At 29.1% G+C, this 15858-nt stretch carries 15 protein-coding genes; 6 read left to right on the top strand and 9 right to left on the bottom strand.

The features are described 5' to 3' along the window. Positions 1-3: 3 nt before the first annotated feature. From ISS06_01620 to lexA, 3 genes are read right to left on the bottom strand one after another with little or no spacing between them, the layout of a single operon-like run. Complete coding sequence (locus tag ISS06_01620; GenBank protein ID MBL7053883.1) at positions 4-219, bottom strand: DUF167 domain-containing protein; 216 nt, start codon at positions 217-219, stop codon at positions 4-6. 8 nt (positions 220-227) lie between these two features. Next, a complete protein-coding gene (locus ISS06_01615; GenBank protein MBL7053882.1) occupies positions 228-587 on the bottom strand; it encodes a YraN family protein in 360 nt (119 codons plus the stop codon). Between the two features lie 11 nt (positions 588-598). Beyond that, positions 599-1243, bottom strand: a complete 645-nt coding sequence (lexA, locus tag ISS06_01610) for a repressor LexA (protein ID MBL7053881.1) — start codon at positions 1241-1243, stop codon at positions 599-601. A gap of 281 nt (positions 1244-1524) precedes the next feature. Between lexA and tsaE the strand changes: the two genes are divergently transcribed. Next, a complete protein-coding gene (tsaE, locus tag ISS06_01605) occupies positions 1525-1971 on the top strand; it encodes a tRNA (adenosine(37)-N6)-threonylcarbamoyltransferase complex ATPase subunit type 1 TsaE (protein ID MBL7053880.1) in 447 nt (148 codons plus the stop codon). Further along, positions 1968-4328, top strand: a complete 2361-nt coding sequence (locus tag ISS06_01600) for a valine--tRNA ligase (protein MBL7053879.1) — start codon at positions 1968-1970, stop codon at positions 4326-4328. The genes tsaE and ISS06_01600 overlap by 4 nt, the downstream gene beginning before the upstream one ends. A gap of 78 nt (positions 4329-4406) precedes the next feature. Here the strand turns inward: ISS06_01600 and ISS06_01595 are convergent, their stop codons facing one another. From ISS06_01595 to dnaA, 3 genes are read right to left on the bottom strand one after another with little or no spacing between them, the layout of a single operon-like run. After that, a complete protein-coding gene (locus ISS06_01595; GenBank protein MBL7053878.1) occupies positions 4407-6101 on the bottom strand; it encodes a type II/IV secretion system protein in 1695 nt (564 codons plus the stop codon). Positions 6102-6113: 12 nt separating this feature from the next. Continuing rightward, positions 6114-6974: a hypothetical protein gene (locus ISS06_01590; GenBank protein ID MBL7053877.1), complete on the bottom strand. Its 861-nt coding sequence runs from the start codon at positions 6972-6974 to the stop codon at positions 6114-6116. Between the two features lie 13 nt (positions 6975-6987). Beyond that, on the bottom strand, positions 6988-8346 hold the full coding sequence (dnaA, locus tag ISS06_01585) for a chromosomal replication initiator protein DnaA (protein ID MBL7053876.1): 1359 nt from the start codon (positions 8344-8346) through the stop codon (positions 6988-6990). 215 nt (positions 8347-8561) lie between these two features. On the opposite strand from dnaA, the gene rpmF reads away from it, so the two are divergent. From rpmF to ISS06_01565, 4 genes are read left to right on the top strand one after another with little or no spacing between them, the layout of a single operon-like run. Next, the gene (gene rpmF, locus ISS06_01580; protein ID MBL7053875.1) at positions 8562-8789 is read left to right on the top strand and encodes a 50S ribosomal protein L32; all 228 of its coding nucleotides are present in this window, start codon (positions 8562-8564) and stop codon (positions 8787-8789) included. Between the two features lie 40 nt (positions 8790-8829). Further along, positions 8830-9252, top strand: coding sequence for a transcription antitermination factor NusB (gene nusB, locus ISS06_01575; GenBank protein MBL7053874.1), 423 nt, complete (start codon positions 8830-8832; stop codon positions 9250-9252). Beyond that, the gene (gene rnc, locus ISS06_01570) at positions 9236-9919 is read left to right on the top strand and encodes a ribonuclease III (GenBank protein ID MBL7053873.1); all 684 of its coding nucleotides are present in this window, start codon (positions 9236-9238) and stop codon (positions 9917-9919) included. Before nusB ends, rnc begins: the two co-directional genes overlap by 17 nt. Before the next feature lie 2 nt (positions 9920-9921). After that, positions 9922-12135: an AAA family ATPase gene (locus ISS06_01565; GenBank protein ID MBL7053872.1), complete on the top strand. Its 2214-nt coding sequence runs from the start codon at positions 9922-9924 to the stop codon at positions 12133-12135. A 10-nt stretch (positions 12136-12145) separates the two neighbouring features. Here the strand turns inward: ISS06_01565 and ISS06_01560 are convergent, their stop codons facing one another. Genes ISS06_01560 through ISS06_01550 form a run of 3 tightly spaced genes read right to left on the bottom strand, consistent with a single transcriptional unit; the run spans position 12146 to position 15858 of the window. Beyond that, complete coding sequence (locus ISS06_01560) at positions 12146-13186, bottom strand: rod shape-determining protein (GenBank protein MBL7053871.1); 1041 nt, start codon at positions 13184-13186, stop codon at positions 12146-12148. Between the two features lie 32 nt (positions 13187-13218). Beyond that, a complete protein-coding gene (locus tag ISS06_01555; protein MBL7053870.1) occupies positions 13219-14682 on the bottom strand; it encodes a proline--tRNA ligase in 1464 nt (487 codons plus the stop codon). A 6-nt stretch (positions 14683-14688) separates the two neighbouring features. Then, the gene (locus tag ISS06_01550; GenBank protein ID MBL7053869.1) at positions 14689-15858 is read right to left on the bottom strand and encodes a site-2 protease family protein; all 1170 of its coding nucleotides are present in this window, start codon (positions 15856-15858) and stop codon (positions 14689-14691) included.

The following is a 15858-nucleotide window of genomic DNA, read 5'->3' as shown; positions in this document are numbered from 1 at the left end:
TAACTAAATTTCTATAATTTTATTTCTACTAGTTGTTCCTTTAATAATTTTTATATTAGATTTAGCTATTTTAAAATATTTAGCTAAAAAATTAATAAGCTCAATATTAGCCTTCCCTTTTTCAGGAATGGCTTTTATTTTTATTTTCAAATAATCACCCTTTTCTTCTGTAATGAGTGTCTTAGAAGAATTTGGAATAATTTTAATTTTTAATCTCATATTATTTACTAAGAAATATCTTCATAATGTCTGATGTCTATTTCTTTGCCCCTAATATCTATTGCAATCAAATCAAGTCGCCAATATGAACTAGAATGACTTGTGCCTGATAAATAATAATAAATAGCTTCTCTTAATTTTTTCTTTTTTAAATAGGTTAACTCTTCTTCTGGCAAACCAAAATCAGCACTTGTTTTTGTCTTTACTTCTACAAACACGAATTGATTATTTTGCTTGGCAATTATATCTAATTCTCCGTGCTTGCCTACAATCTTATTCTGCTCTATTATTTTATACTTTTTTTTCTTTAAATATTTAACTGCTAACTCCTCGCCAATCACACCAATTTTTTGCTGATATGTTCTCATAAATCTATTATTTAAGCGCTGAGAACATCTATTACTTTGCCATTAATAATAAAATCGTCCGACAAAGTAATATAAATTGGCTGATGTTTTTTATTAGTTGACTCAGGGAATAAACCAATCATTTTTTTATTAATTTTTTTAAAAACCTTCACAGTAGCGAGGCCATCAATAATTGTTAAAACCTGGTCGCCATTTTTAAACTCCTTTGTTTCACTGTCAACCAAAATTAAGTCATCTTCTTTGATTTTTTTTCCGTTTACTTTAGACAAGTTCATGGAATCTCCAAAAACTCTGATAGCAAAAACTTTTTTATTTTTTAATAATGCCTTGGATATTTTTAAGTATCCTTCAACATTTTGTTCTGCGAAAAAAGTTGGCAAACCCGCATTAGTTGTCCCTAAAATAGGAATGCTAATAAAATTTCTCTTAGCAATATCCATTACTTCTATTCCTCTCTCTTCAGAAGATCTTTTAATAAATCCTTTTTCCTCTAGTGCATTAAGATAAAAGAATACGCTTCTTAAACTTTTAAGTTTTAATCCCAATACAGCAATTTCTTGCTTTAACTCTCTGATGGTTGGCATTCGTCCATTTTCTGAAAAAAATTTTTTAATTGCTTGTAAAACTACTTTTTGTTTTGGTGTTAATATTTTCATAAATATAATTTATTGTTTGTTTATATTTCATAGTATAATGAAATAATAAAAGCTTGCCAAGAATTAATTGTGGATAACTCCCTTGCTAAAAACCTACTAAAAAGCAAATCTTATCAAGAAAATAAGTAAAAATTATTTGGAAGAGGGGGTAGAAAAATTACTGACAAAAATAAAAATGCCAGAAATTATTATCAGCATCATATTTTTTTAATTGATTTTATGTGGAAATAAGATATAATTACATATTATTACATTAAATATTATTTTACAATAGTTAATTTATGGAAATAATCACTCATTCTGAAAAAGAAACCATTAATTTAGGCAAACAAATAGCCAAACAACTAACTGGCCAACAAACAATTGGCTTGGTTGGTGAATTAGGGGCTGGTAAAACCATATTTATAAAAGGGGTGGCTCAAGGGCTGGGCATCAAAAAAACAATAACCAGCCCAACTTTTGTACTAATGAAAGTATATAAAGTAAGGCACAACAAATCAAATATCACTGACTTTGTTCACTCTGATGCTTATAGGCTAAGCTCTGAACAAGAATTGATTGACATAGGCATTAATGATTGGATAAATAAAGAAAATGTCATCACAGCAATTGAGTGGGCTGGAAAAATAAAATCCATTTTGCCATTCAATACAATTTTTGTTAAAATAAAACTTGGACAAAAAGATAATCAAAGAAATATCACAATATCAAATTTAAAAACAAAATAATTAAAATGGATAAAACATATCAACCAAATAAGCATGAAAAAGAAATTTATCAACTCTGGGAAAAGAGTGGCTTTTTTAATCCAGATAAACTGCCAGGAAATAGACAAGAAAATTTTTCAATTGTAATCCCCCCTCCAAATATTACTGGATTTCTTCATATGGGGCATGCTTTAAATAATACTATCCAGGATATCTTAATAAGATTTGCCAGAATGAAAGGCAAACGAGCTGTCTGGATTCCAGGCACAGACCATGCTGGAATTGCCACTCAAAATGTTATTGAAAAAAAGCTTAAACAAGCAGGACAAACTCGTCATGAAATTGGGAGAGATCAATTTATAACTAAAGCATGGGAATGGAAAGAAGAATATGGCAATTTAATTTTTAAACAATTAAAAAAAATGGGTTGTTCTTGTGATTGGTCAAGGACAAGGTTTACTTTAGACAAAGAATATATTGAAGCAGTCCAAACTGCTTTTATTAAATACCATGAAAAAGGATATATTTATCGTGGACCACGAATTGTTAATTGGTGCCCAAGATGTACAACTGCAATTTCTGACATTGAAATAAAATACAAAGAACAGCCATCCAAGCTTTGGTATTTAAAATATCCTCTTAAAGATAATCCTAAAAAATTCATTATCATTGCCACTACTAGACCTGAAACAATGCTAGGAGATACGGCCGTGGCTGTTAATTCAAAGGATAAAAGATATAAAGATTTAATAGGAGAAGAACTGCTGTTGCCAATTGTGAGTCGCACCATCCCTATTATAGAACACTATTTAGTTGATCCTGAGTTTGGCACAGGAGCATTAAAAATAACTCCTGCTCACGACAATGCTGACTGGCAAATAGGAAAAGATAATAATCTAGAAGTAATTAATGTAATTGACATTAACGGAAACATGGATAAAAATACAGGAGAATATGCTGGACTAAATGCCTTGCAAGCAAGAAAAAAAATTGTTGAAGAATTTAAAAAATTAAATCTTTTAGAAAAAATTGAAGATTACCAACACCAAATATCTCTTTGTGACAGATGTGATACACCTATTGAGCCACAAATATCAAAACAATGGTTTGTTAAAATGAACAAATTAAGTAAACCCGCCATTAAAATAGTCCAACAAGAGAAAATTAAAATAATACCAGAACGATATCAAAAAATATATTTGGATTGGCTAACTAATATTGAAGATTGGTGTATATCAAGGCAATTATGGTGGGGGCACCGTCTACCTGTTTGGTTTTGTGCTAATGATAAAGAAAAATATATTGTTTCAGATAAACAACCAAACAAATGTTCATTTTGTAAAAAATGTAAACCAAAACAATCAGAAGATGTTTTAGATACTTGGTTTTCTTCTGCTCTTTGGCCATTTGCTATTTTAGGGTGGCCTAATAAAACAAAAGATTTAGCCAATTACTACCCAACTTCTGTTCTTTCTACTGCGCGTGACATTATATATCTTTGGGTAGCTAGAATGGTTTTTTCAAGTACAGAATTTTTGGATAAACAACCATTTGATAATGTATACATTCATGCCACCATTCTTACAGCAACAGGAAAAAGAATGAGTAAATCTTTAGGAACAGGCATTGACCCATTAGAACTAATTGATAAATATGGAGCAGATGCAACCCGGTTTGGATTGATGAGACAAACAAATAGAGACCAGCAAGCAATGAGATTTGACGAAAGAACAATTTTAGCTGCTAGAAATTTCATTAATAAAATCTGGAATATAAGCCGATTTATAGACATACAAACAAAGGACGAACAAACAGAAATTACTAATATAAAAACAAACACACTAGCTGATAAATGGATTGTTTCAAAAGCCAACTCTTTAATTGTTTTGGTTGATAAACAAATTAAAGAATATGAATTTGGTAAAGCTTGTCAAAATATATATGAATTTGTCTGGCATGAATTTGCTGACTGGTATTTAGAAATAGCTAAACTTCAAACCAATAATACTGCCATTAAAAAATCTACTATTCGTATCTTGCGACTGATTCTTTGCATATCACTACGAATAATGCATCCTTTTATTCCATTCGTAACTGAGCAAATATATCAACAATTTAATAATTGTTCTGATCCCTTGGCTGACCTGCTAATAGTAGCCAAGTGGCCAAAGCAAAAAACAGAATTTATAGATAGTCAATCAGAGAAAAAATTTGCTGAAATTCAAGAAATTATCACCAGTATAAGAAGCTATAAAAAAGAAGCAACAATTAATAACAAGGAAATAATTGATTATAAAATTGAACCAAATGTAAAAAAATCTCTTGACCAAGAGCAAAGAGATTTGATTACCAAAATAGGCAAAGTCAAAATAGTTTAATTAAGATATTTTAATTTAAAAAACCCAAAATATTTTATATTTAAGGGGCTCGGCTTCCAAAAGGAAACCAGGCCTTATTTATTCTATAACCCTAAAGACCTCTTCAACACTTGTTACTCCTTCCAATGCCTTTAATAATCCATCTTGAACCATTGTTACCATGCCTTGTTTAACTGCTAATTCTTTCATTCTATATTCAGACATTTTTCCATCTAAAATTGCTTTTTCAATATCGCCATCCATGGCAAAAACCTCATAAATTCCAACCCTGCCCTTGTATCCAATCCCCTGACATTCATCACAACCAGCTCCTTTTAAAAATTTTAAATTAGATAAATCTACTTTTGTTTCACCAGAATTAACTGGAATTTCACTAAGTAATTTCTTTACTTTTTCCATTGTAGCTGTATCTATTTTTTCTGCCTGCTTACATTTTTTACAATTTCTCCTGCCTAATCGCTGTCCAATAATAGCATTAATAGCCGGGGCTAAAAGAAAGGGTTTTACTCCCATCCCTAAAAATCTTGGCAAAGCACCAGCCGCATCATTTGTATGAAGAGTAGAAATAACAACATGCCCTGTTAAAGCAGCTTGCATAGCAATTTCAGCTGTTTCTAAATCCCTAATTTCTCCAACCATTACCACGTCAGGATCTTGACGTAAAATTGATCTAAGCCCTTTAGCAAATGTATACCCCTTAGCGCTATCAACTTGACTTTGATTAACTCCTTTTAAATGATACTCAACCGGGTCTTCTAAAGTAATAATTTTCGTTTCTTTGTCATTAAGTTTATTTAAAATTGCATACAAAGAAGTTGTTTTCCCTGAACCCGTTGGACCAGTTGTTAAAACCATTCCGTTTGGTCTGAGAACTTCTCTTTCCAAAATTTTAAACGCTCCCTTCCTAAAACCTAAATCTTCAAAGGTTAAACTAGTTGACGAAGCTCTTAAAAGCCTCATTACAACACTTTCTCCATAAGCTGTTGGCATGGAAGAGACCCTCACATCAATTCTATCTTCCTTTAAATCAATCCTAAATCTCCCATCTTGTGGTCGGTTTGAAATATTAATTTTTAAACCAGACAACAATTTAATTCTTGAAATTACTCTTTTCCAAAACTTTTTATCAATTGAAGCCGCATCAACTAAAACGCCATCAATACGAAACCTTATCTTGATTTCCTCTTCCTCTGCTTCAATATGAATATCTGACGTTCTAGATTGAACAGAGCTAGCCATAATTAATGTAACTAAATTAGAAATTGACGTTTTTTGCACCTCTTTGTTTAAGTCCTTAAATGTTTTTATTTTGTTTTTTAATTTTTCAAATTCTTCTGCAGAAATATTAACTCCTGTTTCTATTTTACTAATTTTTGGTAATGTCTTATATCTTTCTAAAGCGATATTAAAACTATTACCTGAAATTAAATATAAGTTTATATCAAAATCATGGTCTTCTTTTATTAACTTAATAAATTCTTGAAAGTTTTCATCATCAGGATTTACCACTCCTATTCTGGCTGCTTGATCTGTTTTATAAAAACAAATTGCCTTATATTGAACTGACTGCTCTTGACTAATTACCCTGATAGCATCAGGAGATATTGGAAAACCATCTAAATTAATATAAGCAATCCCTGATTGCTTTGCCTTGGCAACCACCTTGCCTTCTTCTTTTTTTAATTTTATCTCAGTCAATTTTTCTTTTAATTCTGTCTGAGTTTCTGTCTCTTTGGTTGTTTTATTTTTTAACAAATCATCAATACTTGACATAATTTATTTTTTTTAAGCAATTAAACGAGCTTGGGTTATTAATTTTTCTAATTTAACTTGATTAATATTAATTTTTTTTATGGCATTACTCCCTTTAATAGAAATTAATTGTTCGCAAAAAATTATATTATTTAAAAATAATTTATTTCTAGAAGAAGTGTCTAGTCCTTTTAATATCGTAATTGGATATGCCCTTTGCTGTTCTATTAATTTTTCTAATCCTTGTTTTTCGGGATACTTCCAGCCAAGTAACCGAATTCCTTTACATTCTGAATATTGTTTAGCTGAATTTGAAAACTTTGTATTTGAAATAAGCCAAGGGAAATGAAATCTCTCACAGTTTCCCTGCCTAAAACCATCTCTTATGTCTAAAAATCTAGCCCATGTATAAAGTGTTTCTTTTATGCCGCTTCTTATCCCAAAAGCATTATGATACTTACATTCTATCATATAAGTATTTTTATTAATATTATTTTTCCATTGCAATAACTCAGGATGTTTGTTTGATTTAGCAATAATGTCAATTTCATGACTCACACAAGCCCCATTTATAATATCTGGTCTCCAAGCAGAATAATCAAATTTTTTAAGAAGAAAAACAATAAATTTTTCGAACACAAAACCAGCTGGACCAAGATTTAAAATTGCATTTTTTAGATTATAACGAATAGCGCTAGTTGGATTGGATGTGTTTAAACTTTTTAAAATTAAATTAAAAATTTTAGTTGTTCTAATTCCATTATAACATTGTTTTTTAACTAATTCTGTAACCTGCTTACACAAATTCTCGTCTGTTCCGGAATTTAAACATGCTTGAAAAATTTTAACATCACTAAATTTTTCTCTTTCTCCAGATGACTTTATCACATACATATAATATTATCTATTATTTGTTATAAATTCTTTGTTTTATAAGCTCTATTTCTTTTCTAGTAGAGCCCTCTTTTTTCACTTCTTTTTTTATTTTTTCAAAAGCATACATTGCTGTTGTATGATCTCTTTTGCCAACCTCTTTCCCTATCAATGGAAACGAAGCCCCTGATTCTTTTCTCATTAAATACATGACAACTTGTCTTGGAAAGGCAATCTCTTTTTTTCTTGAAGGCCCAATCATTTCCTCTGCGTCAATCCCATAAAAATCTGCTACAATTTTAATTATTTCTCTTGGCTTAACAAATACTTTCTTGGGCTCTACTTTTAAGGTAGATAAAATATTTTTAACCCTCTCTAGGTCTAACTCCATGTGATGAAATTCAAAATAAACAATCAATTTATTAAGTGCTCCTTCTAATTCGCGAACATTATCTTGAATATTTGATGCTAAATATCTTAATATATTATCATTTAAATTAATTTCTTTTTCTTTACATTTTTTTCTCAAAATAGCAACTCTTGTTTCAAAATCTGGCGGACTTATATCTACAATAAGCCCCCATTCAAGGCGAGAAGTTAATCTGTCCTTAAAAGCTGGAATTGCTTTTGGTAAACGATCGGAAGTAATTACAATTTGTTGATCATCCTCATAAAGACTATTAAATGTGTGAAAAAACTCCTCTTGTGTTCTTTCCTTGCCAGCCATGAATTCGACATCATCTATTAAAAAAAGATTGATTTTTCTATATTTTTCCTTAAAACCATCTATTGTCTTGTTTGTAATTGCATGAATAAATTCATTAGTAAATTTCTCAGCATTAGTATAAACAACACTTGCATTAGGATTTTCTTCTAGTCTTTTATTAGCAATTGCTTGGGCCAGATGTGTTTTTCCTAGCCCAACTCCGCCATAAATAAAAAGAGGATTATACTTCTTTCCATTATCTTTTGCAACTGCCAAACAAGCTGCATAAGCTAGTTCTGATCCACTACCAACAACAAAACTATCAAAATTATATTTTTTATTTAATTTATTTTGATCAATCTTAGGTTCAGCTGTTTTTAAAATCTTGTCCATGCTTACCGCCCTTAGTCCCTGTTTATTATCCGCTAGAGGTGGGTTAACACTATAAATAACTTTTTTTATTTTATTATCTGCTTCTTTCTGCATTGCATCAAGAATAAATTTATGATATTTTTCTTCAAGCCAATTTTTTGAAAAATTAGTTGGAACACTTATAACAACAATACTATCATTATCTTTTATTTCAGATATTGATGTATTTGCAAACCATGTTTTAAAATTAGCAGGAGACAGAGATACTTCAAGTTCTGATAAAACTATATTCCAAAGTTCTTTTTTGTTAATCATTTTTCTATATTTAAGTTTACTAAAAAATTAAAATTTATTCTTATTTATTATGATAGTAAATTATTTGAGTTGTTTTAAGTTAATAATATGTTAATAATATGTTAATAATTTATTTATATATTAATTATACATTTTTTCAAAAAAAAAGAAATAAACAATCTTGCTAAATTTTTAAAAAATGTTAAAATTAAAAGAAATAATTAATAAAAAATACTATGTCTGTACCAAAACAAAGAAAAACAAAATCACAAAGAAGAATAAAAGAAAATTCTTTTAAGATTAAAAAACAAAAATTTTCAAAATGTTCAAAGTGTAATCAGCCTGTAAGATCTCATCATGCTTGTTCTAATTGCGGAACATATAACAAAAAAAAGGTTATTGAAACAAAGCAAGATAAAAAAAGAAAAAAAGATGACAAAAAATCATCTTCTACAAAAAAATAAAGCAATTAAAAAAACAAAAAAAATAATTTAACAATCAATTATGTCTAAAAGACGATTATCCAGAACAATTGCCTTGCAAACCTTGTCTGAATGGGATTTTAATGCATCAATATTAAAAAATGACATTGATATTAAAAAAATTCATAGGAGAAATATTATTGAATTTGCTCCAAATAATTTTACAACTGATTTTTCTGAAAAACTATACATTAATACATTAAAAAACATTAAAAAAATAGATAATTATATAAAAAAATACGCTCCTCAATGGCCATTAGAACAAATAACAATAATTGATAGAAATATATTACGACTTGGCATACTTGAATTAATTTTTTTAAAAAATACACCTCCTAAAGTAATAATAAATGAAGCAATAGAAATAGCAAAAGCTTTTGGAGGAGAAACTTCTTCAAAATTTATAAACGGAGTATTAGGTGCTGTATATGAAAAATATAAATAATCTAGAAAAAAAAATAGGGATAAATTTCAAAGACAAAAACCTATTAAAACAAGCATTAATTCATAGTTCTTTCTTAAACGAAAATCCGAATTTTCCACTTAAAAATAACGAACGAATGGAGTTTCTTGGAGATGCTGTTTTAGAGTTAATTATTACTGATTTTTTATATAAAAAATTTAATGATTCTGAAGGAAAATTAACAGCCATGAGGGCGAGTTTAGTTAATACAAAATCCTTGGCAATTATAGCCAAGGATTTAAAAATAAAAGATAATATTTATCTTGGAAAAGGTGAAAAAAAAGAAAAGAAAAGAATTACTCAAACTATTCTTGCTAATACGATTGAATCAATCATAGGAGCAATTTACCTAGACCAAGGGATTACTTATGCTAATCAATTTATATTAAAAAATATAATTCCAAGATTAGATGAAATAATTAAAAGTCATCTTTACATAGATTCTAAAAGTCGATTTCAAGAAATTATTCAAGAAAAACTTAAAATAACTCCAACTTATAAATTAATCAAAGAATCTGGAGCCCCTCATGAAAAAAAATTTACAATTGGAGTCTATTTAGTCAACAAACTAATATGCAAAGGCGTTGGCAAAAATAAAAAACAAGCAGAAACAGATGCAGCCAAACAAGCATTAAAAAAATATATTTAAATATGCATTTAAAACAATTAGACATAATTGGATTTAAATCCTTTAAAAATAAAATTACTCTCAAATTCCCTCAAGCAAAAAAAGACCGACTCAACATGACGGCCATTATTGGGCCAAATGGAGCTGGAAAATCAAATCTAATTGAAGCCATTAGTTGGGGGCTTGGCGAACAAAGCTTAAAATCTTTAAGAAGTAAAAAGTCAGAAGATGTTATTTTTTCTGGAACAAAAAAGAAAATTCGTTCAAATTTAGCACAAGTTAATTTATTATTTAGCAATGAATATGTTTCTTCTGACAAAAAATATAAAGAATTTTCAATAATTAGAAAAATTTATAGAAACAATGATGGAGAATATCTCATAAATAATAGTCCAGTAAGACTACATGATATTAATTTACTAATGGCTGAAGCCAATTTTGGGCAAAAAAGTTATAGCATTATAAGCCAAGGATTGACTGATAAAATTATTACAAGTTCTAGCATTGAAAAAAAGAACTTTTTTGATGAAGCAACTGGCATTAAACAATATATTTATAAAAAAAATCAAATTTTAAGAAAAATAAATAAAAGTAAGGATAATTTAAATCAAGCTGAAATTGCCTTAAAAGAAATCAAGCCCCATCTCGCCTCTTTAACAAGACAAATAAATAAATTGTCTAGAAAAAAAGAAATAAAGATGCGGCTTTTTAATTTACAAAAAATATATTATCAAGAGACATTGTATAGATTAAACAACGAAATTAAATTATTAAAAGAAAAAAGAGAGTTAGCCAAGGTTGAAAAGAAAAAATTTGAAGAAAAATTAAACAAATACAGACAAGAATCAAAAAAATTAATCTCTAACAAAATCAATACTGAATATGAATATAATCAAGAAAAATATCAAGAAGCTCTTAGAAAAATAAACCAATATAAAGAATCAAAATTAAAAATAACAATAAAACAGAGCGAAGCAGTAAACAAAAAAAACAATGAAAGCATTACTCAAGCAGAAGTAGTTAAACACATAAAAGATATAAAAAAATATCAAGAAAAATTTGTCATAAAAATAAAAAACACAAATAATGTTAAAGAAATAGATATAATTATTATTAAAGCAAATAATATTCTTGCCAAAATAAAAGAACTTTTAAATAAAATGTCTGGAGAAAATATTAAAAAATCTAAAAAAGATTATTTTAAAAAACTTGAAGAAGAAAGAGAGACCATTAATAAAAAAATTGAAGAACTAAACAAAACAGCCAAAAATATAAATAAATTTTTATCTAAATTCGCAACCAAAGAACTCAATGAAAGAAAAAAATTGTTTTCATGGCAAGAAAAGGCACAAGTACAACAAAATGTTATCAATAATATTAATAACACTATCAATGAATTCAATATATCATTAGCCAGAGAAGAGACAAGAAAACAAGTAATTGAAGAGGATATAAGGCAAGAAAAAATAGAAATAAATACAACCAATATAGTTAAGCCAGCAAACAACTACACAATAAATATTGAGCAAATCAACAATTTAAAACGACAGATAGAATTAATAGGAGGAATCGATACTGAAGTTGAAAAAGAATATCTACCCGTAAAAGAACGCTATGATTTTTTAAGTTCTCAGACGTCTGACATAAAAGAAAGCCTAATATCTTTAAAAAAAATAGAACAAAAACTTGATGAAAAAATTAAAAACAAGTTTCAAAAAAACTTTGATAAAATAAATCAAACTTTTAATAAATATTTCAAAATTATTTTTAATGGCGGAAGTGCTAAAATAATATACACAAAATCAAAGACAGTCAACAATAATTCAAAAATAAATGATGAATATTATATAAAAAATCACACTGAAGAAAAGAAAGAAGAAACAAAAAAAGATGAAATAGAAATTTTAGCAAATCCTCCTGGGAAAAAAATAAAAAATATTCAAATGCTTTCTGGTGGGGAAAAAGCATTATCATCGCTAGCTTTAATATGTGCAATAATATCAATAAACAAGCCTCCATTTGTTATTCTTGATGAAGCTGACTCAATGCTTGACCAAGCCAATTGCCTTAAATTTATAAAAATTTTAAAAGAATTAAGAAAATATACTCAATTTATTGCAATTACTCATAATCAACAAACCATAAAAATAGCTGATATATTATATGGAATAACAATGGACCCCAAAAGCGGGGCCTCAAAAATAATGTCCTTAAAATTAAATTACTCCTCTAAGTAAAAAACTAAAATTAACTCCTGGCTGAAGGAATAAAAACCTGTTTTAAATTATTAAAATCATCTAAAATTAATCCTGTCCCTTTTATGATTGATGTACTTGGGTCATCTGCAACATAAACAGGAATTGATATTCTTTTTTGGATTAGCTTGTCTAATCCTTTTAATTTTGCTCCTCCCCCAGAAAGAATGAGACCTTTTTCGTAAATGTCAGAAACTAATTCAGGCGGAGTCATCTCTATCACATCATGAATTGCTTCAATAATATTTTCAAGCAGAGGCAGAATTGCATCTCTCACTTGCCTGTCATTAACAATTACTTTTTGAGGCAATCCACTTCTTAACTCTCTTCCCTTAACTTTTATCTCTTGAGACTTGCTTCCTAAAACAGCTGCCCCTATGTTTGTTTTTATTTGTTCTGCTGTCTGGTCTCCCAACAAAATACCAAACTTGTCTCTTACATAATTTATTATATTATTATTTAATTCTTGTCCACCTATTTTTAAAGACTTCCATGATACAATACCGTTTAATGAAATAACTGCTACCTCTGAAAGCCCGCCTCCTAATTCAACGATTAAATTGCCAACAGATTCTTGAACTGGCATTTTTTGTCCAATGGCTGCTGCCATTGGCCGTTCTACCAAGAAAACATCTCTTGCTCCTGCTTGTAAAATAACATCTTCCAATGACTTTTGCTCTACTTCTGTTACTCCCAAAGGAATTGAAGCAACTACTCTTGGCCTTAAGGCAAGTTTAAAAGCATTGTAATGAATTTTTTCAAATATAGATTTAATCATTTTTTCTGCTATTTCAAAATCAGATACAACTCCATGGTCTAATGGAGCTACAACCAAAATATATTTAGGGGCCCTTCCCTTCATTTTTAAAGCATTGTCTCCAATAGCAATTATTTGATTATTTCTAGCATTAATAGCAATTATTGAAGACTCTGATATAACCATTCCTCTTCCTTTTAGCGAAACCCTGACATTTGTTGTCCCTAGGTCTATGCCAATATCTTTTGAAAAAATATTAAAAAAATTTTTAAACATATATTTTATTTTTATGAATTTATAATATTGTTTTAATAACTTTTAGCAAAAAGCCATTTACGATTAGCTCGTTTATTGCAAAAAACACATTTTCCGTTAGAAACATTTACATTTTTATCATTCTCTAATACTCTTACAGTTAACTTTGTCTTGTTTTTTATTTTATCTTCGCAATTATTGGTTTCACACCATAATGCTCTGATAAAAACTTTTTTTGTTTTAGCAACTTCTTCAAACTCATCACGAGTTTTAATATCTATTGTCTGTTCTTTTTTGCTCTTGATTGATGCTGATAAAAGATTTGCCTGGATTTCTGCTAAAATTTTGCCGGTTTTTAATTTTATCTCGCTAAAAGCTATCCAGCCATTGCTAAAATTCTCTCTAGTAATAAATTTTATTTTTTTATTTTTAATTTCTTTAGCCCCAATTTCCATTCTTAAGGGCACTCCTTTTATTTCCCATTCATTTATTCTTTTGCCTAAAGAAAGATTAAAGTCCGTGTCTAGCTTAACTCTAAAACCACTTTTTGCTAACTCTTGCTTAATTATAATTGCCTCTTTGACTATCTTTGCTTGTTGTTTTTTTATTTTACTAGAAATTGCTATCACAACTATCTGCGGGTCTGCGATTTTTGGAGGCAAAACAATCCCAGAATCATCACCATGAGCTAATATTAATCCACCAATTGCTCTAGTTGATATCCCCCAAGAAGTTTGATATGGATAACATTTTTGACCTTCTTCATCTAAATAAGAGATGTCAAACACTTTGGAAAAATTATCGCTTAAATCATGAGAAGTAGCTGCCTGAAGCGCCTTTCCATTTGGAGCAACTAATTCAATTGAATAAGTTGTAGTTGCTCCAGCAAACTTTTCTTGATTACTCTTAATGCCAGAATATGAAGAAATAGCAAAATAATCTCTATAAAACTCTTTATACCATTTTAATGCTGTTTCAGCCATTATTATTGCCTGCTGAGCTGTTCTATGAACCGTATGCCCTTCTTGCCATAAAAATTCTGTACTCCTTAAAAATGGATATGTTCTTTTTTCCCATCTAATCACATTGCACCATTGATTGACTTTCAAAGGAAGGTCTCTATGGCTTTGAATCCATTTTGAAAAAGTTTTATACATAATAGTTTCAGAGGTAGGCCTAAGAACATATGGCTCTGATAACTTTTCTCCACCCGCATGAGTTGCTATTACAAGCTCAGGAGAAAACCCCTCTAGATGATCTTTTTCTTTGTTTAAAAGATGTAAAGGGATTAATAAAGGAAAATAATAATTTTCAACATCATTAGATTTAAACTTTTTATCTAAAACTGCTTGAAGTTTTTCCCAAATAGAATAACCTCCTGCCCTTATTACCATGCTTCCACGGACATCTGAATAATCAATTAATTTTGCTAACAAGACAACATCATTATACCATTTAGCAACATCTGTTGATTTTGGGGTTAAGTTTTTTTTTATAAAATTTATATTTTTTTTCATATAAAATTAAAATAAAGATATAATTTCTTTTATTGTAATATAAAACAATAAACACAAAAGCAAGAAAAATCCACCCCTAATAAGAGTTTCTTCAACCTTTGGCTTGATAGGCCTTCTAATTACTCCTTCTATAACGCTTGTTAAGATTTTAAAACCATCAAGAGCGGGGAAAGGAATTAGTTGAAATGCGCCAATAGCAACAGAAAGAAGTCCGAGAAATTGTAAAAAATAAATATAACCCGCTTGAGCAACACTAGCTGTAATCGAAGTAATGCCAACTGGCCCCATAACTCCTCCAATAACTTTGCCATCAACTAAAAGAGTCTTTAATAAAAGCCATATACCATTAAAAATTGACAATAACAATACTACTGAAAATTTTATTCCCATGAATAATGATTGCCAGAAGGGATAAGAAACAATTACTGCATTGGACAAAGAAATACCAATTACTCCGCCATGCTCATCTATCCCTTCTTCTTTCACGTCATGATTATAAACATCTTTAAATGGCAATGGAATTAATTTAATGCCTGTTGTTTCACTATTTTTCCTATCAATACTTATATGAATTTCTTGCCCCAAACTTGCCTTAATGTAATTTCTAACATCTTCTACTTTATTGAATTTATTCCCGTCAATATTAGTAATAACATCTCCTATTTTCAATCCAGCCATATTAGCAGGAGAATCTGGCGATATCATACCGATTTGTACCCCTATTACTTTTTTTATTTTTGCATTGGCTTCCAAAAAACCAATGTCCTGAGTTATGCCTGTTGAAAATAAAAAGCTAAAAAGCACAATCGCTAAGATAATATTCATGCCCGCCCCAGCAAAAGCCACTACTGCTTTTTTCCACCAAACTTGAGCAGAAAAACTATCTCTACTAGCGTCTCCTCTTATTTCTCCTTTTAATTTTGTAAATCCTCCAAATGGAATCCAATTAAGAGAATAAATTGTTCTTTGCTTAGATTGAACTGGTTCTTTATTCCCCCAAAAAAATTTAAATTTTCTTTTTTTAAAAGATTTAATTATAATTCCAAAAAATCTAGGAGGATATCCAATTCCAAATTCCTCAACTTTTATTTTTAAGCTCTTGGCAGCAAAAAAATGGCCAAATTCATGAAAAAAGACCAAAACGCTTAATCCAATAATTGTAATAAAAACAAACAT

This window comes from Patescibacteria group bacterium, from assembly GCA_016784145.1.
In the GTDB taxonomy this organism is placed as follows: domain Bacteria; phylum Patescibacteriota; class Patescibacteriia; order UBA2591; family UBA6264; genus BS150m-G65.
This window is presented reverse-complemented; position numbering and strand designations above follow the sequence as displayed.

Coding starts and splice junctions, on each gene's coding strand:
- ISS06_01620 (MBL7053883.1), bottom strand. CDS start 219: ATGAGATTAAAAATTAAAATTATTCCAAATTCTTCTAAGACACTCATT.
- ISS06_01615 (MBL7053882.1), bottom strand. CDS start 587: ATGAGAACATATCAGCAAAAAATTGGTGTGATTGGCGAGGAGTTAGCA.
- lexA (MBL7053881.1), bottom strand. CDS start 1,243: ATGAAAATATTAACACCAAAACAAAAAGTAGTTTTACAAGCAATTAAA.
- tsaE (MBL7053880.1), top strand. CDS start 1,525: ATGGAAATAATCACTCATTCTGAAAAAGAAACCATTAATTTAGGCAAA.
- ISS06_01595 (MBL7053878.1), bottom strand. CDS start 6,101: ATGTCAAGTATTGATGATTTGTTAAAAAATAAAACAACCAAAGAGACA.
- ISS06_01590 (MBL7053877.1), bottom strand. CDS start 6,974: ATGTATGTGATAAAGTCATCTGGAGAAAGAGAAAAATTTAGTGATGTT.
- dnaA (MBL7053876.1), bottom strand. CDS start 8,346: ATGATTAACAAAAAAGAACTTTGGAATATAGTTTTATCAGAACTTGAA.
- rpmF (MBL7053875.1), top strand. CDS start 8,562: ATGTCTGTACCAAAACAAAGAAAAACAAAATCACAAAGAAGAATAAAA.
- nusB (MBL7053874.1), top strand. CDS start 8,830: ATGTCTAAAAGACGATTATCCAGAACAATTGCCTTGCAAACCTTGTCT.
- rnc (MBL7053873.1), top strand. CDS start 9,236: ATGAAAAATATAAATAATCTAGAAAAAAAAATAGGGATAAATTTCAAA.
- ISS06_01565 (MBL7053872.1), top strand. CDS start 9,922: ATGCATTTAAAACAATTAGACATAATTGGATTTAAATCCTTTAAAAAT.
- ISS06_01560 (MBL7053871.1), bottom strand. CDS start 13,186: ATGTTTAAAAATTTTTTTAATATTTTTTCAAAAGATATTGGCATAGAC.
- ISS06_01555 (MBL7053870.1), bottom strand. CDS start 14,682: ATGAAAAAAAATATAAATTTTATAAAAAAAAACTTAACCCCAAAATCA.
- ISS06_01550 (MBL7053869.1), bottom strand. CDS start 15,858: ATGTTTGTTTTTATTACAATTATTGGATTAAGCGTTTTGGTCTTTTTT.